17 protein-coding genes and 1 pseudogene are annotated in these 23,308 nt (G+C 38.6%); 14 read left to right on the top strand and 4 right to left on the bottom strand.

The genetic code is table 11. The features are described 5' to 3' along the window. The first annotated feature begins 7 nt into the window (after nucleotides 1–7). The 8 genes from RG571_RS02950 to copB all read left to right on the top strand — a co-directional run bounded on the left by RG571_RS02950 (nucleotide 8) and on the right by copB (nucleotide 10,230). Nucleotides 8–367: a YccF domain-containing protein gene (locus RG571_RS02950; RefSeq protein WP_002291778.1), complete on the top strand. Its 360-nt coding sequence runs from the start codon at nucleotides 8–10 to the stop codon at nucleotides 365–367. A 203-nt stretch (nucleotides 368–570) separates the two neighbouring features. Continuing rightward, nucleotides 571–2,652 carry a heavy metal translocating P-type ATPase gene (locus RG571_RS02945; RefSeq protein WP_024636069.1) on the top strand — a complete coding sequence of 694 codons (2,082 nt, stop codon included), beginning with the start codon at nucleotides 571–573 and terminating at the stop codon, nucleotides 2,650–2,652. Nucleotides 2,653–2,962: 310 nt separating this feature from the next. Further along, nucleotides 2,963–4,429 (top strand): APC family permease, encoded by a 1,467-nt coding sequence (locus RG571_RS02940; RefSeq protein ID WP_002291780.1) that lies wholly within the window; start codon nucleotides 2,963–2,965, stop codon nucleotides 4,427–4,429. Between the two features lie 109 nt (nucleotides 4,430–4,538). Then, on the top strand, nucleotides 4,539–5,078 hold the full coding sequence (locus tag RG571_RS02935; protein WP_002329453.1) for a DNA topology modulation protein: 540 nt from the start codon (nucleotides 4,539–4,541) through the stop codon (nucleotides 5,076–5,078). 73 nt (nucleotides 5,079–5,151) lie between these two features. Continuing rightward, a complete protein-coding gene (locus RG571_RS02930) occupies nucleotides 5,152–5,592 on the top strand; it encodes a CopY/TcrY family copper transport repressor (RefSeq protein ID WP_002291784.1) in 441 nt (146 codons plus the stop codon). Nucleotides 5,593–5,604: 12 nt separating this feature from the next. Next, nucleotides 5,605–5,814: a copper chaperone CopZ gene (gene copZ, locus RG571_RS02925; RefSeq protein WP_002291786.1), complete on the top strand. Its 210-nt coding sequence runs from the start codon at nucleotides 5,605–5,607 to the stop codon at nucleotides 5,812–5,814. Continuing rightward, nucleotides 5,814–8,000 carry a cation-translocating P-type ATPase gene (locus tag RG571_RS02920; protein WP_002335957.1) on the top strand — a complete coding sequence of 729 codons (2,187 nt, stop codon included), beginning with the start codon at nucleotides 5,814–5,816 and terminating at the stop codon, nucleotides 7,998–8,000. The genes copZ and RG571_RS02920 overlap by 1 nt, the downstream gene beginning before the upstream one ends. 19 nt (nucleotides 8,001–8,019) lie before the next feature. Continuing rightward, a complete protein-coding gene (copB, locus tag RG571_RS02915; protein WP_002329451.1) occupies nucleotides 8,020–10,230 on the top strand; it encodes a copper/silver-translocating P-type ATPase CopB in 2,211 nt (736 codons plus the stop codon). A 112-nt stretch (nucleotides 10,231–10,342) separates the two neighbouring features. On the opposite strand, the gene RG571_RS02910 is transcribed toward copB, so the two are convergent. The 3 genes and pseudogenes from RG571_RS02910 to RG571_RS02900 form a co-directional block, all read right to left on the bottom strand. Beyond that, on the bottom strand, nucleotides 10,343–12,514 hold the full coding sequence (locus RG571_RS02910) for a transglutaminase domain-containing protein (protein ID WP_308947490.1): 2,172 nt from the start codon (nucleotides 12,512–12,514) through the stop codon (nucleotides 10,343–10,345). Further along, nucleotides 12,504–13,255: pseudogene (locus RG571_RS02905) on the bottom strand (DUF58 domain-containing protein). Before RG571_RS02905 ends, RG571_RS02910 begins: the two are co-directional and overlap by 11 nt. 324 nt (nucleotides 13,256–13,579) lie before the next feature. Further along, complete coding sequence (locus tag RG571_RS02900; protein ID WP_002291623.1) at nucleotides 13,580–14,524, bottom strand: MoxR family ATPase; 945 nt, start codon at nucleotides 14,522–14,524, stop codon at nucleotides 13,580–13,582. 257 nt (nucleotides 14,525–14,781) lie between these two features. Between RG571_RS02900 and RG571_RS02895 the strand changes: the two genes are divergently transcribed. After that, nucleotides 14,782–16,071: a hypothetical protein gene (locus RG571_RS02895; RefSeq protein WP_002329447.1), complete on the top strand. Its 1,290-nt coding sequence runs from the start codon at nucleotides 14,782–14,784 to the stop codon at nucleotides 16,069–16,071. 76 nt (nucleotides 16,072–16,147) lie between these two features. Further along, nucleotides 16,148–16,723 carry a type II toxin-antitoxin system Phd/YefM family antitoxin gene (locus RG571_RS02890; protein WP_308947491.1) on the top strand — a complete coding sequence of 192 codons (576 nt, stop codon included), beginning with the start codon at nucleotides 16,148–16,150 and terminating at the stop codon, nucleotides 16,721–16,723. Between the two features lie 64 nt (nucleotides 16,724–16,787). On the opposite strand, the gene RG571_RS02885 is transcribed toward RG571_RS02890, so the two are convergent. Next, nucleotides 16,788–17,153 carry a hypothetical protein gene (locus RG571_RS02885; protein WP_002291616.1) on the bottom strand — a complete coding sequence of 122 codons (366 nt, stop codon included), beginning with the start codon at nucleotides 17,151–17,153 and terminating at the stop codon, nucleotides 16,788–16,790. A gap of 207 nt (nucleotides 17,154–17,360) precedes the next feature. On the opposite strand from RG571_RS02885, the gene RG571_RS02880 reads away from it, so the two are divergent. The 4 genes from RG571_RS02880 (at nucleotide 17,361) to RG571_RS02865 (ending at nucleotide 23,301) form a co-directional block, all read left to right on the top strand. Further along, the gene (locus tag RG571_RS02880) at nucleotides 17,361–17,843 is read left to right on the top strand and encodes a hypothetical protein (RefSeq protein WP_002291615.1); all 483 of its coding nucleotides are present in this window, start codon (nucleotides 17,361–17,363) and stop codon (nucleotides 17,841–17,843) included. Nucleotides 17,844–18,037: 194 nt separating this feature from the next. Further along, nucleotides 18,038–18,928, top strand: a complete 891-nt coding sequence (locus RG571_RS02875; protein ID WP_002291614.1) for a phosphate ABC transporter substrate-binding protein PstS family protein — start codon at nucleotides 18,038–18,040, stop codon at nucleotides 18,926–18,928. A gap of 250 nt (nucleotides 18,929–19,178) precedes the next feature. Next, the gene (locus tag RG571_RS02870) at nucleotides 19,179–21,647 is read left to right on the top strand and encodes a cation-translocating P-type ATPase (protein WP_002291612.1); all 2,469 of its coding nucleotides are present in this window, start codon (nucleotides 19,179–19,181) and stop codon (nucleotides 21,645–21,647) included. A gap of 184 nt (nucleotides 21,648–21,831) precedes the next feature. Next, nucleotides 21,832–23,301 carry a C69 family dipeptidase gene (locus RG571_RS02865; protein ID WP_308947492.1) on the top strand — a complete coding sequence of 490 codons (1,470 nt, stop codon included), beginning with the start codon at nucleotides 21,832–21,834 and terminating at the stop codon, nucleotides 23,299–23,301. Nucleotides 23,302–23,308: the final 7 nt, after the last annotated feature.

Raw genomic sequence — 23,308 nt, 5'->3', positions numbered from 1 at the left:
AAATACAATGAGTTGTTTAGGAAATGTCATCTGGTTCATATTTGGCGGACTAATTGGGGGTCTTAGCTGGTTAGCAGCAGGGGTACTTTGGTGTATCACGATCATTGGTATCCCTATCGGTATGCAGTGTTTTAAAATCGCCTCCCTTTCTTTTGCGCCTTTTGGCAAAGAAGTAATTTACCACCAGTCCGGCATGTCATTGATTGTCAACATCATCTGGCTGATCGTTTCAGGTCTCCCAATTGCTCTTGGACATGTCGTCAGCGGCATCCTTCTATGTATCACGATTATAGGGATACCATTTGCAAAGCAATCTTTCAAACTTGCTCGATTGGCGTTGATGCCATTTGGTGCAGAGATTATATAAGTCAGGATGTTCTAAAAGAGTGTCCTAAACATGTTATATGAACGAGAGAACTGGATGAAACACAACTATCACGTGTTTGATCTGGTTCTTTTTATGTTTTGAAAACTCATTTTTTCTTTCGGATACCTTGACATATGAATAACCATTCATTTATAATCAGTTATGAAGAGATATTCATATGTTAAAGCGAGGAGGTCATTAAAATGAAAAGTTACAGATTAGAAGGTTTAGACTGTGCGAACTGTGCGATGAAAATCGAAAAAGGAGTCCAGCAGATCGATGGAGTCAAGGAAGCAACGGTAAATTTCACTTCTGGAAAACTAACGATTGACGTAGAGGAAGACCGATTAGCTGCGGTTGAACAGGAAACAAAAAAAGTAGTGAGGGAATTAGAACCAGATGTCAAGGTAACAGAAATAGACAAGGAAAAAGTATCTGAACATGGAAATGAAAAAGAGAGAAACACGCTGATCCGGATTTTATTTTCACTTGCAGGTATCGCTGTCTTGCTATTATTTGATTTTAATGAACCAGTTCGTTTGATAGGGTATTTATTGATTTATCTGCTGATAGGATATGATGTAGTGAAAAAAGCGGTGATGAATATCGTCAAAGGACAAATCTTTGATGAAAATTTCCTCATGTCTGTTGCTACAATCGGCGCTATGTTGATCGGTGAATATCCAGAAGCCGTAGCAGTGATGCTATTTTATCAAATCGGCGAATATTTCCAAGGATTGGCAGTCAATCATTCAAGAAAATCGATTCGTGAACTGATGGCTATCCGTCCAGAAACAGCGCACATACAGACAGCAGAAGGATTGATGACCGTGAATCCTGAAGATGTGCAGATTGGTCAGTATGTACTTGTTAAGCCTGGTGAACGTGTACCGTTAGATGGAACGATCATCGAAGGAGAATCATTAGTTGATACATCCGCACTTACAGGTGAATCCGTTCCTAAATCTGTATATGTTGGCGAAACAGTATTAAGTGGATTTATCAATAAAAATAAACCATTTTTAGTTCAAGTAGAAAAATCCTATGAAAATTCTACCATCAGTAAATTATTAGAATTAGTAGAAAATGCCAGCAGCAAAAAAGCACCAGCTGAAAATTTCATTACCAAATTCGCGCGATATTATACACCAGTCGTTGTAGGGCTGGCCGTCTTATTGGCTGTTTTACCTCCAATAGTTTCTGGAGCGGCGTTTTCTGAATGGATCTATCGGTCGTTGACATTTTTAGTGATCTCATGTCCATGTGCATTAGTGATTTCCGTACCACTTAGTTTCTTTGGTGGGATCGGAGGAGCAAGTAAAATTGGTGTATTAATAAAAGGTTCAAATTATTTGGAATTGCTTGCACAAACTGAGACAGTGGTATTCGATAAAACTGGCACATTAACGAAGGGCGACTTTTCGATCCAGACGATCGATCCAACAGGAATTGATCCAAAGAAATTTATGCAATATGTTGCAAGTGCAGAACAGTTTTCTACACATCCGATTGCGCAATCCGTTTTAGAAGGTTACGAAGGTCCGCTTTTACCGGCAACAAATATCCAAGAATTTGCAGGTGAAGGGATCTTAGCTGAAGTTGACAGCAAACAAATATTAGTAGGTAATCACAAATTGATGGAAAGGTTTGAAATCTCTTTTCCTTCAAGTCAAGAAATCGGTACATTGCTTTATATAGCAATCAACCAAAGTTATAGTGGTTATCTTGTCATTGCGGATACCTTGAAAGAAGATGCTGTAGACGCATTGGTTCAACTAAAACAGGCTGGTGTCAAGCACACAGTCATGTTGACAGGTGACTCGAAAAAAATCGCTGATCATATCGGGAAGCAAGTTGGCGTGGACAAGATATACAGTGAACTACTCCCAGAAGATAAAGTACAGCGGTTAGAGGAAATCTTACAAAGAAGCAATAAAAAGACTGCCTTTGTCGGAGACGGAATCAACGATGCACCGGTGCTAGCAAGAGCAGATGTAGGGATCGCAATGGGTGGATTAGGAAGCGATGCTGCAATTGAAGCAGCAGATGTAGTCATCATGAACGATCAACCATCGAAGATTGCAGATGCGATCCGGTTAGCAAAGAAAACATTGAAGATCGTCAAGCAGAACATTGTTTTTGCTATTGGGATAAAAATATTGGTACTTGCCTTAGGTGCTTTTGGTTTTGCAACAATGGGAGATGCAGTATTTGCAGATGTCGGGGTAACAGTCCTAGCTGTTTTGAATGCCATGCGAAGCTTACATGTAAAAAATAAATATTGACCAGTAGAGAGGACGAATGAACGTCCTCTTTTTTTATACCTTTTTCTTAATAAAAGAATACAAAGAAAATGGCTAAGATTATAAAATAACTGATGTTTTTAATTTTGCAGAAAATTCAAAATTGCTTTAAATACAATAAAATCAATGAAATCAAAGAAAACAACTCCTTTTTTTGATGGAAAAAATATGAAAAAATGATGTGTATTAAATAAAAGAATACACACATAAAATAACGCTGTCTTGTAAGTTTGTTAAAAATTGAATATGATTACATTTGGTTAACAAATTTTTATTATAAAGGAGAGAACGAATGAACAATAAACAATTACGCTGGTTCACTGTTGCGTTAATTGCATTCAACATGGTTTGGGGCATGGGGAATGTAGTTAATAACTATGCCCAGCAAGGAGTATCAGTTGTCACCTCTTGGCTATTGATTCTAGCCATTTATTTCATTCCATACGCATTGATCGTTGGACAATTAGGATCAGCCTTCAAGGATAGTAAAGGAGGCGTCAGTTCATGGGTCGAAAATACGACATCCAATAAACGGCTGGCATATTATGCTGCTTGGACTTACTGGGTCGTGCATATTCCTTATTTGGCACAAAAACCTCAAGCCATCCTGATTGCAGGGGGTTGGGCGGTCCAAGGAAACGGAAATATCGTAAATACGATGTCAGTCCAAATGGTAGCAGTTATTTCACTTATTATATTTCTTGCCTTTTTATATTTATCAACAAAAGGACTTTCTACGTTGAAAGTGATCGGCGGATTAGCCGGAACAGCGATGTTCGTTATGTCGATCCTATTTATTCTTTTAGCAGTAACGGCACCGTTCATCAACCCAACGATGGAATTTGCCACACCGCATATGAATCAAGTGAAAACATATATTCCAACCTTTGACTTCAGTTATTTCACAACCGTCTCTATGTTAGTGTTTGCAGTTGGAGGAGCGGAAAAAATATCCCCTTATGTCAACTCTACAAGAAACCCTGCAAAAGAATTTCCTAAAGGGATGATTTTCTTAGCAGCAATGGTAGGGATTTGTGCTGTATTAGGTTCAGTCGCAATGGGCATGCTGTTTGCTAGCGATAATATCCCTAAAGACTTGATGGCAAATGGGGCATACAGTGCTTTTCAAATTTTAGGTAATTACTATGGTATCGGTAACTCATTGATGATTATTTACGCATTGACAAATATGATCGGGCAAATCTCCGCATTAGCCTTTTCAATCGATGCACCGTTAAAAATCTTGTTAGCAGATGCAGATCCAGAATTCGTACCAAACTGGCTACGTAAACGTAGTCATAAAGGTACATTAGTAAACGGCTATCTTTTGACAGGTATCCTAGTAGGAATCATTATTTTGCTGCCAATCTTCGGTATCAAAGATATGAATGAATTAGTTAAATGGTTGACGAACTTGAACTCAGTTGTTATGCCAATGCGTTACCTATGGGTATTCTTGGCGTATATGATGTTGAATAAAGCTTATAAGAAATTCAATTCTGAATATAAATTTGTCAAAAATCCAAAAATCGGGTTTATCTTCGGTGCTTGGTGCTTTGCCTTCACTGCGTTCGCCTGTATCTTAGGAATGGTACCAAAAGTAGATTATACTGCGGATCCTAAAGCATGGTGGTTCCAGCTATTCACGAATATCATCACACCAATCGTCTTGATCTTATTAGGCATGATCTTGCCGGCCATCGCTCGTCGAGACAAAAATAAAGAAATCACTGAGCCAGAAACTGTGGTTCAGCCTTAAAATAAAATTACTTCTTGCAAGAGTTGGCGTGTAGAGCCAACTCTTGTTTTTTTGTGGCGTTATAAATGGTATGATCGAACCAAATTCCAAAGAGAAGTGAGGGAGGAAAATGAAGATCATCGTGATTGGACAAAGTGGGTCGGGAAAATCGACCCTCGCAAGGAATATCAAAGAAATCACGGGCTTTCCGCTACTGCCGCTAGACCTTTTATGGCATACAACAGATTACAGTATTCAGGCAAAACAGTGGTTTTTGCAAGAACAACAAACGTTTATGGTATCTAATCCGTCATGGATCGTTGAAGGAAATTATACTTCTACGTTAGAAGAGAGAATCAAAGAAGCAGATAAAATCATTTGGCTTAAAGTGCCGCGTTATGTCGCCATCTACCGAGTAGTTTGGCGTTCTTTAAAAAGAAAGATAAACAAAAAAACACGGCCAGATATGCCTGAAGCATTTACAGAGAAACTAAATAGGGAATACGTAGAATTTTTATCTTTTATCTGGCATTTTGAAGAAAACAATGAACCGAAAATACAGCAGCTGATCCAAGAAAACCATGCACGAAACAAACTGATCATCCTTAAAACAAGAGGGGAAAAACAAGAATTTTTAACTAAATTGAAAATAGAGAGCAAAAATAATTGACAGTTTTTGTTTACAAGTGTAATCTGTATTCATAAGTTATTGATTACATTTGTAAACGAAAGGTGTGAAATAAATGGAGAAAGTCAAAACGCCGGTAAAAATCAGCGATTCAGAATGGGAGATCATGCGGGTTATTTGGACACTTGGACAGACGACTGCTCAAGAAATCACGCAGATCTTAGCTGATTCGATGGATTGGAAACCAGCAACGATCAAAACTTTGTTGGGACGTTTGGTAAAAAAAGAAGTGATCTGGACAGAACAAGAAGGAAAAAAATTCATTTATCATCCAGCTGTCTCAGAGATGGAAACAGTTCGTAGTGCGACGGAAAATCTTTTTTCCCATATCTGTGCAAAAAGGATTGGAGAGACGATTGCGGATCTAGTAGAAGAAGCTACTTTGACTCAAGAAGATATCAATGAAATCTTGAAACAATTAGAACAAAAGCAACCAGTCGAAACAATCGAATGTAACTGTATCCCAGGTCAATGTGAATGTAAACAACATCAATAGGAGGAAGAAAAAATGAAACAACAATTTTCAATCGAAGGTATGAGCTGCAATCATTGTGTTGCAAGAGTCGAAGAAGCGGTAAGCGCACTTGACGGCGTACAGAAAGTAAAAGTGAACTTGAAAAAAGCAAACGGTACAGTCAAGTTTGATGAAACAAAAGTCCAATCCGAAAAGATCTGTCAAGCAATCAATGGATTGGGATATAAAGCAGAGGTGATTTGATGGCAGCAGCAGAAACCAAAATGGACACATTCGTCATTACAGGTATGACTTGTGCAAATTGTTCTGCTAGGATCGAAAAAGAGCTGAACGGACAACCTGGTGTTGTCAATGCCACAGTCAACTTGGCCACTGAAAAAGCAAGTGTCAAATATGAAGGGACGACCACTGAAAAATTAATCCAAAGCGTAGAGAATATCGGCTATGGTGCGATTTTGTACGATGAAGCCCATAAACAAAAAATTGCGGAAGAAAAGCAAGCATATTTGAAAAAAATGCTATTCGATCTTGTATTGAGTACGATTTTGACTTTGCCATTGATGCTGTCAATGATTGCCATGATGTTGGGGAGCCATGCGGCAATTGTTCACTTTTTTCATCTGCCAATCGTTCAGTTAGTTCTGTCTACACCTGTCCAATTTTATGTTGGTGCTCGTTTTTATAAAGGGGCATATCATGCAATCAAGACGAAAGCACCAAATATGGATGTACTGGTAGCAATCGGAACATCAGCTGCTTTTGCATTGAGCATTTACAACGGATTTTTCCGTGGACATCCCCAAGATCTTTATTTTGAAAGCAGCAGTATGATCATCACGTTGATTTTGCTCGGCAAATATTTGGAACATACAGCAAAAACGAAAACAGGTAATGCAATCAAACAATTGATGTCTCTTCAAACAAAAACAGCTCAAGTAATAAGAAACGGTAAAGAAGAAACGTTAGCGATTGAAGAAGTCGTCGTTGGCGATCAGCTAGTCATCCGTCCTGGTGAGCAGATCCCAGCAGATGGTCGAATCATTTCAGGAAGTAGTGCGATCGATGAAAGTATGCTTACTGGCGAAAGTCTTCCTGTAGAAAAGAATCCAGATGACACACTCTTTGGCGGAACAATCAATACGAATGGTCTGCTTCATATGGCAGTCACACAAGTTGATAAGCAGACAGTTTTAGCTCAAATCATCCAAATGGTGGAAGACGCTCAAGGAAGCAAAGCACCAATTCAAAAAATCGCGGATCGAATCTCAGGAATTTTTGTTCCGATCGTTTTAGTCATTGCATTCATCACGCTAGTGGCGACAGGATTGATCACGGGTGATTGGCAACTTGCATTGATCCATAGTGTCTCTGTATTAGTCATTGCGTGTCCATGTGCATTAGGTTTAGCAACTCCAACAGCTATCATGGTAGGAACGGGTGTTGGCGCACGAAACGGAATCTTAATTAAAGGCGGAGAAGCATTAGAAGCAGCTGCTCACTTAGACAGCATTGTTTTGGATAAAACTGGAACGATTACAGAAGGAAAGCCCAAAGTTACAGATCTAGTCGGTTCTAAAGAAGTCCTATCTATTTTTTATACTTTAGAACAAGCTTCTGAACATCCACTAGGTAAAGCAATCGTGGAATACGGAAAACTGCAAGAAGCAGCAACATACGATATGATTGATTTTACAGCTCATCCAGGTGCTGGAATCAGCGGTACGATTAACGGAGTACGCTATTTTGCGGGTACACGTAAACGATTAATTGAATTGAACCTATCATTTGATGAATACCAAGAACACGCGTTAGAATTAGAACAGCAGGGAAAAACAGTCATGTTTTTAGCTGATGAAAAGCAAGTGATCGGGCTGATTGCCGTGGCAGATCAAATCAAACAAGAAGCCAAACAAGCAATCAAGCAGTTACAGGATAAAGGATTAGATGTCTTTATGCTGACAGGAGACAACAAACTGGCAGCCGAAACGATCGGTAAACAAGTGGGTATTGATCCAATGCACATCTTTGCCGAAGTACTTCCAGAGGATAAAGCAGCCTATGTGGAAAAACTGCAGAAAGATGGCAAAAAAGTCGGTATGGCAGGTGATGGAATCAATGATGCGCCAGCTCTCGCATTAGCTGATGTTGGTATGGCAATGGGAAGTGGAACGGACATCGCGATGGAAACAGCAGATGTAACGCTGATGAATAGTAGTTTGGCGTCCATTGCTCAAACAATCGAGTTGTCTAGAATGACATTGAGAAAAATCAAACAAAATCTTTTCTGGGCTTTTGTCTATAATACGATTGGCATTCCTTTTGCTGCATTAGGCTTTTTGAATCCAATCATTGCAGGAGGAGCGATGGCGTTTAGTTCCGTCAGTGTATTGTTGAACTCCCTGAGCTTAAATCGGCACATGAAAAAGTAAGAGAAGGGATGGAGTAAAAATGAACGGGAACGATATGGAGAAAAAACAGGAGCATAAAAAAGAAGCAGGAAACAAAGAAAGTGCTCATTCAAACGAAAAACAGATGGAGATGAAGCATGACCATAGCCAGATGGACCATTCAATGCATATGGGACATAACCATGGAGATATAGCGGACAGCAAAGAAATGGACCATTCGATGCACATGGATCACGAACATGGCGGTATGGACCATTCGATGCACATGGATCACGAACATGGCGGTATGGATCATTCCATGCACATGGGGAATTTCAAACAAAAATTTTGGCTATCGCTTATCCTAGCTATCCCAGTCATTCTTTTTTCACCGATGATGGGAATGGAATTTCCCTTCCAAATAACATTTCCTGGTTCGGATTGGCTCGTACTGATCTTAGCAACTATACTATTTATCTATGGCGGACAGCCATTTTTAAGCGGAGCAAAAATGGAATTGAAACAAAAAAGTCCTGCTATGATGACGCTGATCGCGATGGGGATTACAGTTGCATATATTTATAGTGTCTATTCGTTTATCGCGAATCTGATCAATCCTCATACGCACGTCATGGATTTCTTCTGGGAATTAGCTACATTGATCGTCATTATGTTGCTAGGTCACTGGATCGAAATGAACGCTGTTTCGAATGCCAGCAATGCTTTACAAAAACTAGCAGAATTACTGCCAGAATCAGTGAAACGCTTGACGAAAGAAGGAAAAGAAGAGACAGTCTCACTAAAAGAAGTAAAGGAAGGCGATCATTTGATCGTCCGTTCCGGTGACAAAATGCCAACAGATGGTGTTATCTTGAAAGGTGAAACAATCGTTGACGAATCAGCTGTGACTGGCGAATCAAAAGGAATCAAAAAACGAGCCAATGACAAAGTAATCGGCGGTTCTATCAATGGGGATGGAACGATCGAAATCGAAGTAACTGGAACTGGTGAAAATGGGTATCTAGCGAAGGTTATGGAAATGGTGCGAAAAGCACAAGGAGAAAAATCCAAGCTAGAGTCATTATCAGACAAAGTGGCAAAATGGCTGTTTTATGTTGCCTTAATTGTCGGTATCTTGGCATTTATCGCATGGCTGTTCTTGACAGATCTTCCTAATGCATTGGAACGTATGGTCACTGTCTTTATCATCGCCTGTCCCCATGCTCTAGGTTTAGCTATCCCATTAGTTGTTGCTCGTTCCACATCGATCGCCGCTAAAAACGGATTGCTTTTGAAAAACCGCAACGCACTAGAGCAAGCCAATGATCTAGATGTGATCATGCTGGACAAAACCGGGACACTGACAGAAGGAAAATTTACGGTAACGGGTGTCGAAGTTCTTGATGATGCGTTCAATAAAAATGAAATCCTTCAATATTTAGGAGCATTGGAAGCGAATGCCAATCATCCATTGGCTGTTGGCATTATGAATTATTTGAAAGAACATGAAATCAAGCCTTATCAAGCCGAAAATCTAAAAAATCTTTCAGGAGTTGGGCTAGAGGCAACAGTCAAAAACCAACAAGTGAAAATAGTTAATGAAAAAGAAGTTGAGCGTCTCGGATTAAACGTAGAACAAGCATTATTGAAACCTTACCAAGAACAAGGGAATACCATCAGCTTCCTGATTTTAGAAAATCATCTAGCTGCAATCGTTGCTTTAGGTGACGTAGTAAAAACAGAAGCAAAAGAGTTTATCCGAACATTGAAGGAAAGAAAAATCACTCCAGTCATGCTTACTGGCGACAATAAAAATGCTGCTCAAGCAGTAGCAGATTATTTAGGAATCGAAGAATATTACGGCGGTTTATTACCAGATGATAAAGAAGCTGTTGTCCAGAAATATCTTGACCAAGGGAAAAAAGTAATCATGGTGGGTGATGGGATCAATGATGCGCCAAGTTTAGCCCGTGCTTCTATTGGGATGGCAATAGGTGCAGGAACAGATATCGCGATCGATTCTGCGGATGTCGTCTTGACAAACAGCGATCCAAAAGATATTTTGCATTTCCTTGATTTAGCTAAGCAAACGCGAAAGAAAATGATCCAGAACCTCTGGTGGGGAGCAGGGTACAATATTCTCGCAATCCCACTAGCAGCCGGAATACTTGCACCAATTGGTATCCTATTAAGTCCAGCAGTTGGTGCTGTCTTGATGTCGTTAAGTACGGTAGTCGTAGCGCTGAATGCTTTGACATTGAAAATCAAATAATAATGAAAAAAGGTTGTGACAAAAAACGTGTCACAACCTTTTTTTACGAATAATCGATGCTCAATCAGCTGGTTCTCGGCATTCCAGAAGTAGATTCTCCAGGAATTTTATCTTATTTTTTGAAGCTGCTCCCTTTTGTCATAACCTTTTTGTATACCATTTTTCTTATTATATGCGTTAGTTCTAAATAGGTTTTTTTATCGAATTTTACCGGATTTGCTTGTCGCCCATATATTTCAGCTTCATATTGAGCAGTTAATCGAATGAAACGTTGATCTAGATTGAATGTTTGTTCTATTCGTTGGCTGTATGCCTGCAAAGATTCTGCGAGGGTGCGCGGTACCAGTGTTTCCAAATGGTGGAGAAGTTTTTGATACGCAACCGCATTAGTAGAAGCAAAAAAATGAAGATAGATAAGATAACTTGTCCAGCGCAGAGATTTTCTAAATAACAATAGAAAGAACAACAAGACGGATAAACACACCCCAAGGCTGAATAAGACGATTTTATAAGACGGTGTGAGCGTCGTGTTATCTGACGAAATAGTCGCAGGTCTCTCACTGGTAATAGTTTCTGCTATATTTTCGCTTTCTTTTGGTTGTTCTTCAGCAGATTGGACGGTTTCTGTTGTTTCAGCGGCTGGTTGTGAAACAGTTGGATTGGCAAATGAAGGGGTTGGTTCAAATGGAAGCCGGCCAAACCCAGGAAAGTACACCTCTGGCCAAGAATGAGCATGACTATTGAGAATGCTGTATTCCTCATTTCTTTGCTCATCTGTACCTGTTCTAATCCCATCCGTAAAACCTTTTGTCCACCGAGCAGGGATGCCTAGTGTGCGAAGAAGGACGACCATAGAAGTTGAAAAGTTGTCACAATAGCCGACTTTTGAATCGAAGAGGAAATAATCTACATAATCGCGTTCTTTAGGCGTATGTCCGGTATCCGTTTTGGAATAGCGAAAACTCCCGCTTGTTTTCAAATACTGTTCGACAGCTTCGACTTTACGAATTAAAGTTGCTTCATTTTTGGTCAATTCGATCGCCAAGTCCTCAATCCGTTGAGGCAACCCTTTCGGCAACTGAAGATTTGTCTGTTGATTTTCTAAATCATCGGCCGCTAACTGACTGCTTTTTAATTCTTCTCTCGTAAAAGCTAATCTTTCTGTTTGTAAGGACGCCAATCGCGTCGATTCATTCGGGACAGGGATGAATCGTTGGCTTTCAGGCAAATAGTAAAGCGTTTGTCCACTGGCTAATGAAAAATCAGTCAAGGTAGTATTTCCATAAGGATAAGGTAAGAAAGCTTGGTTTTTTAGCGTCAATGTAATGTTTTCTTTTTCTTCCATAACTGTTTGGTAGCTTGTGATATCAACAGGAAATTCTTGGATTGGTTGGATGGGTGCATCCGGATCTTCTACCCATCCAGAACCGGTGTAATGATTCTTATTTTCTATCTTCCAATAGCCGTTTACTTTCTGGTTCGCTGTAAAAACAACTTCACCATTATCATACAATGGACCACCAAGTTGTTCATCATTTTCACTGAAACCCGTTCTGGCACTTCCGGTTAATTGGTACTCATGGAGTGTATCATAAAGCCCTTCATCATTAAGATATTCTCGGATCGGTTCACTCGTTTCCTCAAGAGATTGGTGTACTTTTGGGAGATATAAAGGCAAGATGGCGCTGAAAGTGAACAAACAAATAAGCAGGATCGTAGTAAACGACTGGAATCGAGCGTTTCCCGACAACAATCGGATGGCGAAAAATTGCCTTGCTGCCAAATATACGCATAAAACAGCTACTACCGCAATCATTTCGTACAATAGTTCTTTTTCCCGAAAAACGGTAAGCATCATGAAGTAAGCCATCAACGCAAGAAAGGGTGCATACCAATAGTCGTAATCCACGGTCAAAGTAATAAATAAATAGATCAACAACAATATGAGAAAAAAAGCTGTCTTTTCTGGTAAATAATGAAGTTTACCTTGGGATAGATGGAAGAATTCCTCTGTAACTGACGAAAAAAACTGTACGACCCATAATAAAGAAAATGTCTTTGAAGGAAAATAGGCAAACAAACAGCCAATCATTACTGGCAAAGAAAGTAGCAATCGTACCCATTTTTTAGAAATACAGCAGACAATAAGACATAGGATACCAATAGTTAGGATAAGAGGGGAGCTGTTTTGCAATTGATTAGCTGCTACAAATATCGGAGCACCTACACTTAGTATCATAAAGGAGTAAACGCCGCGCAGGTATTTTTCCCATTTAATCGTCAATCCATTCACCTCCTGGCAATGAACATACCTTGTCTTTTTCTTGGATCATGATTTGTTTTTCTGCGAAATAAACAAGATAGACCGTCCGATCTTTCGACAATGTTTCGACAGCTTCTGAGACTTCAGGAGAATGCGCAGGAATAAAGAGGACGATTTGTTTTTTTGCCTGTTTTTTCAAGTGTGCCAAAAAAGTTTTCTCATCTCCAGCGTTCAAAGAAGCAAAATAGGTATATCCAGGATCTTTGCCATGAAAGGTACGGTCGCCTAATATCAGAAGTTCCGGCTGCTTTTCTTTTCTCAGATGCCATAAAGAAAAATACAAATCTAGCAGATGGTCAAATTTCAAGCTAGGTGAACCCCAAAAGCAAAGAAGCGGAGAATATTCTTCTTCTTGATACTCGTATTCGCGGTATAACCACTCTTGACTATGAGCAGACAATTTCCAATCGATTCGGTTAAAAGAATCGCCGGGGCGATAAGAGCGATGTTCTCGAAAATCAAGACCTTTTTGATACGCGTTCAGCTGTTGTTTTTTTCCAGAACTCTCTGCAATGTTTCTGCTTGAGTCTTATGAAAAGCTGGAAGAACAGTCACAGGAAAAGAAAGCTCTCTTCTTGTCCTTTTTCTAAAAAGTCCTAGACTATCATAGGCTGTAAAAATGACGGTTAATGCTTCATGGAACCCTCTCTCTTTTGGTTGCCAAAGTACTTGGACTTCTTGCGGTTTATTTGTAAGGATCAATATTTCTTGTTTTTTTTCTGTAAAGATCTCTGGAAAGACGATCTGTAAACGAGGGAGAGGGAAAGAAAAAGCTCTCTTTTTGGCTATAGAAAAAATAACCTGTATACTTTTTTTACGATAAACGACTGGCTGGACTGTGCAAGTAACAGAAAGTTTCTTTAGAAAGGTGCTTAATGAAAACACACTCCATGATACATAAAGAGTAAAAAAGGCCAATAAGAACCACCCTAAAGAATTGTTGAATACAAGAGCAAAAAAGACAATGACGAAATATATCAGAAATAACACAAAATTAATGAAATAATCTTTGGCTTTTTCCATTATCTACCTCACGGGAATTGGGATTTGTGCAACAAGGGTATGGATCATTTGTGTCTTTTCGTCTTCCTTCAATGAACGATCGTAAAAAATCAAGCGGTGAGAAAAAACGAAAGGAACTAACTCCTGCAAATCTTTGGGCGTGACATAATTTCTCCCATGGATCAACGCATAGGCTTTTGCTGCCTGAATAAAGGCAAGGCTTCCTCGTGGACTGATGCCAAGCTGGATAGCAGAGTGGGTTCTTGTTGCGGATACTAACTGCAAGGCATAAGATGCCACTTCTGGACTGACAAAGACATTCGCCACACTTGTTTTTATTTCTTCTATTTCTTGACTGTTCAAGACGACCTTCAAATTATTCAACACTTTTTCAAATTTATCCAAAAGTAGCAGAAGTTCGTCGTCAAAAGAAGGATAACCAATTTGTAGTCGGAATAAAAAACGATCGAGCTGTGCTTCCGGCAAAGGATATGTTCCTTCATACTCGATTGGATTTTGTGTAGCTAAGACAAAAAAATGATTGTCTAGGGGGTATGTATTGTTGTCGATCGTTGCATGATTCTCTGCCATTGCTTCTAAAAGTGCTGACTGAGTGCGAGGAGTCGTACGATTGATTTCATCTGCTAACAAGATCGTTGTAAAGATTGGCCCCGGACGAAATTCAAACTCTTTTGATTGTGAGTTATAGACAGAAAAGCCTAAAATATCACTAGGAAGAAGATCGGGTGTGCATTGGACTCTGCTAAAGGTTCCTTGCACAGCCTTTGCTAGTGCTTTGACTAGTAATGTTTTACCTACACCGGGAATATCTTCGAACAAGACATGACCACCTGCTAGCAGGGCAACAATCATCAATTGGATAGTGGAACGTTTACCGATGACCGCTTTTTCTAATTCTTGTATCAACTGATCGATTTTTTGTTTGGATTCTTCGATTTTAGCTTCCATTTTCACATCACCTTCTCATGAAATCACTATTTATTTTAATTGTAATGGAAGGGGATACATCCTACAAGCAAAGTGATTTTATTATGTTTTTTTAAAGTACATTCGTTTTAAAATGAGAATACAATTAAATTAAGTAAAATAAAAAATAATGAGAGAAATTTGCGTAATTAAGTAAATAGAAAGGGACTTTTTATCTTTTTAGAAAAGAGCCCTTTCTGATCAAACAATATGTTTAGAAACTAGGTGAGAGATGATCAATGAGATGGCAAAAACTATTATCAAAAAATGCACAGAATTTATTTTCACTAATCAACCTAATGAAAGATCTGATCTGGCGAAAAACGGATTTAGCTGAAGAACTGAAAATCGATGTCAAAACAGTTGATCGGCATCTAAAACGTTTGGCAGAAAGCGACTGTCCAATCCAACTGATTCTTCATAAGAAAACCGTTCAGTTAGTTTATGATCAAGGATATAGCGAACCTTACCTCCTTTTTGTTTTTCTGATCCAATCACCACCTTTTTGTCTACTGAAAAATCTGCTGTTGAATGAACCTTATGAACAGGAGTATGATCGTTCGACACAAGAGCGGTTGAGAAAATGGTTTGGTGAGTATCACCTTTCATTTTCTTATAAAAAAGCGCGGATCTTTGGTTCAGAAAGAAAAATACGGTACCTGCTATTTTGTTTCTTGAAAGATTTCTCCCATTTTTTTGCAGACGATGGAGAGCAATCCTTTTCAGAGACATTCATCCAATTATTGAAGCAACGAAAGGATCCGGCAGAAATCGAGATTTTAGGAGACAGTCGAACCCTTTTCTTTGAGTTGTTTCCAGAATTGCTTTTTAGAGAAGAGCAGATTTTGCCAATAAAAGAAAAAAATTATCTAGCGATTTTGCGCTTGAGCTGTAATCAGATTACTGAAAAACGGTGGGAACGGATAGAAGAGACACAAGACTATCGGAAATTGACGATCGTAACTGAAAAGCTTGACTCGCTGTTTTGGCTGAATAGTGAGTTTGAAAGTGGAAATAAGTCAAAACTGACAAAAGTACTTTACCAAGAATGGCTTCGTTATGTGATTGGTATCCATGACCGACTGGTGGAAGAAGAAGTTCGTTATTATCAGGAAACATTAGAAAAGTTTCCTAATTCCAAAGATAAACTCTATCAATTTCGTCTAGCAATCCAACAAGCACTTGCACACCCCGCAGTTGAATGGGGAATGCTTTTACTTAAGACACTCCAAGAACGGGGGTATTTAGATGTCCATCCTCCTGAAGTGAAAATCGTCTTTTTTTTTCGTTATGAACATCAGGAAGCAAGAAGACTTGCCGGGGTACTGAACAAAACCCTAAGACATCGAAAACGGATCTCGATCCATGTTTGCACTCGAAATAAGCCACCTCGTTATGCAGATCTAGTGATTACGGATCATTTTTTTCCATTAGACCATAATGAAGATCAAAAAACGTATCTGTACCATCCTTCATTTGGTATTGAAAGACTACTTACGGATATCAATTACTGGTTAGGGAAAAACTGATAAAACCTTTGGAAAACAGATCAAAACAAGTCAGTCTATGCTATAATAAAAAGCGATTAGTAAAGGAGGAAATCCATTGGAATTAAAGAAATTAGAAGTTCCCACATCTTCGATCACAGAAGTGAAACGATCGCCGATGGATGTATTTGCTCAAGCGCGAGACGCGGGAACTGGCGTATATATATTTAATCGGGAAAAAGTAGCTGGTGTGATGCTGACCCAAGAACAATACGAAACGCTCTTGCAAGAACTAGATGTCCTTCGTCAAACAGTGAAAGAGGAACTGAAAGAACCAAAGGAAAAAGAAATACATGAAGAATCTGTCAATAAAACAGCTTCCATCGTATCCAATGCTGAAGGGATGGAAGAGTTGGCTCAAACATTACAGCATTCGCTTATTACGGGTGTGACGATTACAGCAAAAAATCTAGATGAACGAATGGTCGCACTTGGTTTTATTACGAAAAAAACCGGATTTGGCGGGGTCGTGGATATGCTCAGCGAATTGATGAAAACCGGGAAAATCAATTACCAGCTAAGAAGAAAACCGCAAAATCGGACCATCATCGCTGAAATCATAGGGGAGCAAAACAGTCAGTCCCAATTGATGGATAAGATCATTATCAAAAAAATTTTTCTACATGAATTATAAGAAAACCCTATATGTACAAAAAGAAGAAAAACAGCTTCTCTTTGTACATATAGGGTTTGTTTTTTTAGGGATGCCGTGCTTTTTTATAAGATAAGGCTACCGCCCATAACGATCCAAGGATTTGTGGAATTAAGTAAATGCCAGCTAGAATCAAAATCAGTTGGGTCGGTTTTAAAGGATGATAAAAGTACCGCCATTCAGCAAAATTGACGCAAAACAAATAGGAAGTGACAGTAGATATAATATTGGCGATAAATAAAGATAAAATACGCCTGCTTTTTTGGAAATAATACCCAGCAAAAAGAGATAAAAATATCAACGTGATGAATCCGCTTACGGAATGATAATGGAAATCAAGCAGTAAAGCGAAATGCACATAAGGAACAAAAGATAAAAGCAATGGAAGATTCTTCCAACACGTTTTTATCATATTTTGTCACCACCTAACAAGTGTTATTATTTTGTTAGTTTTATTGTAAATTGAATCATATAATAATCAATTACTTTTTCATTATTTCTAGATTAAATGAATAAACTCTCATGCCATTATCTCTAAAAAAAAAGTTTTTCCCCCTAATTTTTTTAGATAGAAAATTGTATAGTATGATGAAAGAAAAATTGGTTTGGGGGAACATTGATGAGAAGAAAAGCAGTAATCGATCGGCTTTATTTATTTTTTTGGTTTTTTCCTATCGTTTTGCTACCTTTTACATGGGTAAATGCTGTTGTGCAAGGGGCCGAGATATTAGGGCTGATCCAAGGAAGTGGATTTGTGGTTTCTAGAAATTTTCCAGCTTTGACTGTTTTTTACTTAGTGATAAGTGTAGGTCTATTACTGCCAAAATCTCTGATCAATCATTATAATTGGCAGCTGCTTTATTTTTCTTGTTTACTCATATTCACATCTATGTTTTCCTTGTTGCCTCGCATGATCATCGGTCCTAATGGTTTGAGCGAGAGCGGACTGAAGGATTCAGCATATCCCTCCATGTATTTCTTGACCATTAAACCGTGTTTCTATTTAGTCATTGTCTCATTTATTCTTGCGACATTCTTTTACTTCTGGACAGAGATCCGGATAAAAAGTGAACGATCTGTATCTATAAAAAATAACCGTTGATGGTGGATCATCGGTAACAAGCATATGAGCGGCGTAAAACGCCTGTTTCTCATATGCTTTTTTATTATCGTGTAAAGATTCTAAAAAACGTTTACATGATTTTTACATAACTTAACTATATTTTTACAGCAACCATACGAGGGATTTACAGTCGACTGATAAACTTTAGTTGTAAATAAGAAAGGAGCAATAAAATGAAAAAAGTATTGTTTACTCTAGGTATGATGGGAATTCTTTTAGCCGGATGCGGCTCAGGATCAGGAAATACAGATGGCTCTGCCACACAAAATAATTCAAGTGACTCAAATGAACAAGTAAAAATCGTTGCGGTAGGTTCGACAGCATTGCAGCCTTTGGTCGATGCAGCGCAAGAAAGCTTTGTACAAGAAAATCCGAATTATCAAATCTCTGTACAAGGAGGAGGAAGCGGAACTGGTTTGAGCCAAGTCGAAGCTGGAGCAGTTACTATCGGAAACTCTGATGTATTTGCAGAAGAAAGAGACGGGATCGATGCCTCTAAACTAGTGGATCATAAAGTAGCAGTAGTTGGGATGGCACCCATCGTCAACAAAGATACAGGTGTCAAAGATATCACAAAACAGGAATTGATTGATATCTTTACAGGAAAAATCACTAATTGGAATGAAGTTGGCGGGAAAGATCAAAAGATCAACGTTGTGAATCGTGCAAACGGCAGCGGTACCCGTGCGACATTTGAAAAATGGGGATTAGATGGTGCCACACCTATACAGTCCCAAGAACAAGACTCATCAGGAACTGTTCGGCAGCTTGTAAGTCAAACACCAGGAGCAATCAGCTATTTAGCCTTCTCATATCTCGATGATTCCACACAAGCACTAAGTATCGACGGTGTAGAACCAAAAGAAGAGAATGTAGCAGATAACAGCTGGAAAATCTGGTCCTATGAACATATGTACACGAACGGAAAACCTTCCCCTGAAGTCCAAAAATTCTTAGACTACATGATGACAGAAGAAATCCAAGAAGGACCTGTCAAAGAATTGGGCTATTTACCAATCACAATGATGAAAGTAGAACGTGACCACGAAGGAAATATCAAATAACTAGCAGATAAATATGCTACAGTTATCGTGACTATCAAGGAAAAATCAACTATGTTTCCCCGCATATAGATTTTTCCTATAATTGAGAAAAAGAACGACGACATAGAACTGTCGTCTCTCTTTTTTTGCTATATGACAGGAATGAAAGGTGTATGCAAGCTTAATAAGAGGAACACTTTTCATATCTGTTCTATACTGGATAGGAGAAGTTTGTAAATATCCAGAAAACGAAATTGATCGAGGTAGCCACATGAAGAATAAATGGACAAATCGAAGTAAAAAAAAGAAAAGAACACAAAAATCATCTGACAAAGTTATCCGTCTTTTTCCCTCGTACAAAGAAGGATTGACAGCAGAACAAGTCAAGGAACGAATAGAAAAAGGTGCAGCAAACGATTCAGTCGATCCCACATTCAAAACAAACCAACAAATTATATTGGAAAATATTTTTACGTATTTCAATTTGATCTTTCTTATCTTAGCCATTTTGCTTTGCCTAGTAGAATCTTATAAAAACTTGACCTTTTTACCAGTTATCATAGCCAATACAGGAATCGCTGTCTTTCAGGAAATTCGATCCAAAAAAATCTTGGATGAATTGAATGTATTGAATACAGCAAAAGTCAATGTCATAAGAGAGGGGATAGAGCAAACAGTAGCTATAGAAAACCTTGTATTAGATGACATTGTTATTCTAGAGACTGGACATCAGATTCCAGCAGATGCAGAGGTCGTGGAAGGAAAACTGCAAGTCAACGAGGCTTTATTAACAGGTGAAGCAGATGAGATAACCAAAGAAATAGGTGATCCATTGATGTCCGGCAGTTTCGTTGTTTCCGGAAAAGCTTACGCCCGATTAGACAAAGTCGGAGCGGATTCGTATATTTCCCAATTGACAGTCAAAGCCAAGACAATGGGAGAAGGAGAACAGTCGGAGATGATTGCTTCTCTTAATCAATTGATCAAATGGATTGGGATCATCATTATTCCTATCGGTATTCTGCTTTTTTCTCAAAGTTACTTTTTTAATGGAAACACGATGAAAGAAAGTGTCGTCGCAATGGAAGCAGCATTGATCGGTATGATACCTGAAGGACTGTACTTGCTAACGACGATCGCATTAGCATTAAGTGCGACTAAACTAGCAAAGCAAAGAGTTCTTTTACACAATATGAAAAGCATTGAGACATTGGCAAGAGTAAATGTCCTTTGTGTAGATAAAACAGGAACGATCACAGAAAACAAAATGTCTGTCCAAAAAGTGATTGTCTCTAAAAAACAAGAAATAATCAGCCAATCAGATCAACTGGAAGAGCGCATTGCTGACTATGCAAAAGCGATGGCAGGAGACAATGCAACAATGGAAGCCGTCAAAGAATACTTTACAAAAACCACTGATCAATCCTATCACCAGGTCATTCCTTTTTCTTCTGTCCAAAAATTCAGCAGTGTAGCGTTGGAAGACAAGGTGTATGTTTTAGGAGCACCCGAAATGGTTTTGCGAGATCAGTTGCCGGAATATGCGGAAGAGTTTGTTTCTTTTGCTGAAAAAGGCTATCGCGTGTTGGTCTTTGGTGTGTACGATGGGATTCTTGAAGAACCAGTATTGACGGAGGCAGTCACACCATTAGGCTATATCCTGATCGCTAATCCTATCAGAAAAGAAGCAAGAGCCACATTCGATTACTTCAAAAAACAGCAAGTAGCCATCAAAGTGATTTCTGGAGATAATCCGCTCACCGTATCTAATGTAGCTGTCCAAGCAGGGATTTCACATGCTGATCAGTACATTGATGCGTCTAAATTATCAGAAGAAGAATATGAAGCAGCTGTCGAAAAATATACAGTTTTTGGACGCGTCAAGCCAGAACAAAAGAAAATCTTCGTTCAATTGCTAAAGCGTAACAATACAGTAGCTATGACAGGTGATGGCGTGAATGACATTCTAGCCATGAAAGAAGCAGACTGCAGTATAGCGATGGCTTCTGGCAATGAAGCCGCCATGCAGGCCTCACAAGTGGTCTTGCTTGATTCTGACTTTTCACGCATGCCGGAAGTTGTTGCAGAAGGACGGCGCGTCGTGAACAATATTGAGCGATCAGCCAGCTTGTTTTTAGTGAAGAATATTTTTTCCTTTTTGCTTTCGCTGTTTTCAGTCATCTTTGCTTTGACCTATCCTTTAGAACCATCACAGATCACATTGATTAGTTTGTTTACGATCGGACTCCCATCTTTCTTGCTTGCTCTAGAAGAAAACAAAAAGCGAATCAAAGGGAAATTCATCATGAATGTGATGGAAAAGGCTGTGCCAGGTGGACTGACAGATATGATCGTAGTCGGTGCGTTGGTGATCTGCGGGGTGACTTTGAATCTAAATAAAACAGATGTTTCTACAGCATCTACTATGCTTTTGATTGCAGTAGGATTTCTCGTTCTCTATAAAATCTGTTCACCGCTGAATAAATTCAGAAGTCAGATCATTCTTTTCTGTGCTAGCGGTATCTTTTTTTCGGTGGTTTTTTTGCATAAACTTTTTTCAATCACCGGTATCTCAGCTGTATCGCTTTTGTTGTTGAGCATTCTATTTTTCTCGGCAGATTCGATTTTTAGGCATTTGACTACATTGGTAGAATATTTGTTTGAACGTAAAAATGAAAAAGAGCCGGAGATAATAAATAAATTGCCTCGGTTCCTTCGATTATTCAAAAGAAATAAATGACTAATAAGATAAAAGAAGCTTAAAAAATACATTAACCAAAAAATTGTATTTTCTAAGCTTCTTTCTGTATAAAAAACAAAGCAAATTTTTATCTAGAACTTATAGAAAACCAATTAAATCTTTACTTCAGGTGTCCTATAATCATTTTGAAAGCGTTTTTATAAAATTAGGAGGGATGCTTCAAATGAAAAATAGAAGATTGCTTCAATTTAGTTTATTTTTAGGTGTACTGTATGGGATTTTCTTATCCGTTTCCATTGATGCTTGTACGACGATTTTAGTAGGAAAAAATGCTTCAGTAGATGGATCAACGATGATTGCTAGAAATGAAGATCTGAACACGGCTTGGTCCAAACACTTTGTTGTCAGAAAAGAAAATACGAATCCTTCACATTTTGTATCAAAAGGGAATGGATTTACCCTTGATCTTCCGAAAGAACAGCTGAAGTACACAGCGACCCCAGAATGGGATACGTCAGAAGGATTATTTGAAGAAGATGGTATCAATAGCAAGAACGTTGCAATGAGCGCTACTGAATCAGCTACGACAAAGGAAGAGATATTGAAAAAAGATCCATATAATGCGCATGGTATCGCAGAAGACTCTATGTTGACAGTGACCCTTCCTTATATTGATTCAGCAAGAGCAGGAGTAGAACGATTAGGAAAAATCGTTGCTAAGCAAGGAGCTGCGGAGACAAATGGTGTGATTTTCTCTGATAAAAATGAAATCTGGTATATGGAGATACTTAGTGGTCATCAGTGGGCAGCTGTCAAAGTTCCAGATGACTGTTATGCAGTTATTCCTAATATGTTGTCAATTGATTCATTTGATTTGAAGGACAAAGATTCTTATCTTTGTTCAGCAGATTTAGATTCTTTTTTAGAAAAGAATCAACTGATAAATACGAAACGGGATATTTCTTTAAGAGACATATTTGCAGATAAGTCAAAGGATGAAAAATACAATCTTCCTAGGATATGGGATGCACAGAGAAAACTGACACCTTCAAAGAAACAAAAAATAACAGACCGTTCATTTGAGATGTTCATCAAACCAGATAAACCTATTTCAATTGCAGAAACAGCTTATATCATGACATTACACTTTAATGGTACTGAATATGATACCATCGAAGGGACAAAGCCAGATAAGTATCGTCCAATCTCTGTGCCGAATACGATGGAATCTCATATTCTACAGATAAGAAACAATGTACCAGAAGAAATCAGTGGTATCCATTGGTTAGCGTTGGGGATTCCTGATACAAGCAATTATATACCATTTTATAGCACTATAAGCGAGACACCCGAAGCTTATCAAAAAGGAACAGATATGCCAGATGATATTTCTGCTTACTGGACATATCGGTTGACGAACATCTTGACGAAGCCATACTATAGTGATTTCAAGAAAAATATTACTTTACCAACTCGCCAAAAAGTTCGAGACCATCTATCGAAAGAGTTAGCAAGTACAGACCAACAAGCAAGAGAATTAATAGTAAATCATCCCGAAAAATTAACGGATTATTTGAATCAAAAAACACAAAGTTTTGCTGATTATGCTATAGATGCTTATCAGAAAATGAACCAGGAGCTGATTGTAAAGATGTCAGAAAAGACAGCTACACATCATGACAAAGATTTATAACATGTGG

It is taken from the genome of Enterococcus sp. FR204 (genome assembly GCF_031143325.1).
GTDB classification, from domain to species: domain Bacteria; phylum Bacillota; class Bacilli; order Lactobacillales; family Enterococcaceae; genus Enterococcus_B; species Enterococcus_B faecium.
This window is presented reverse-complemented; position numbering and strand designations above follow the sequence as displayed.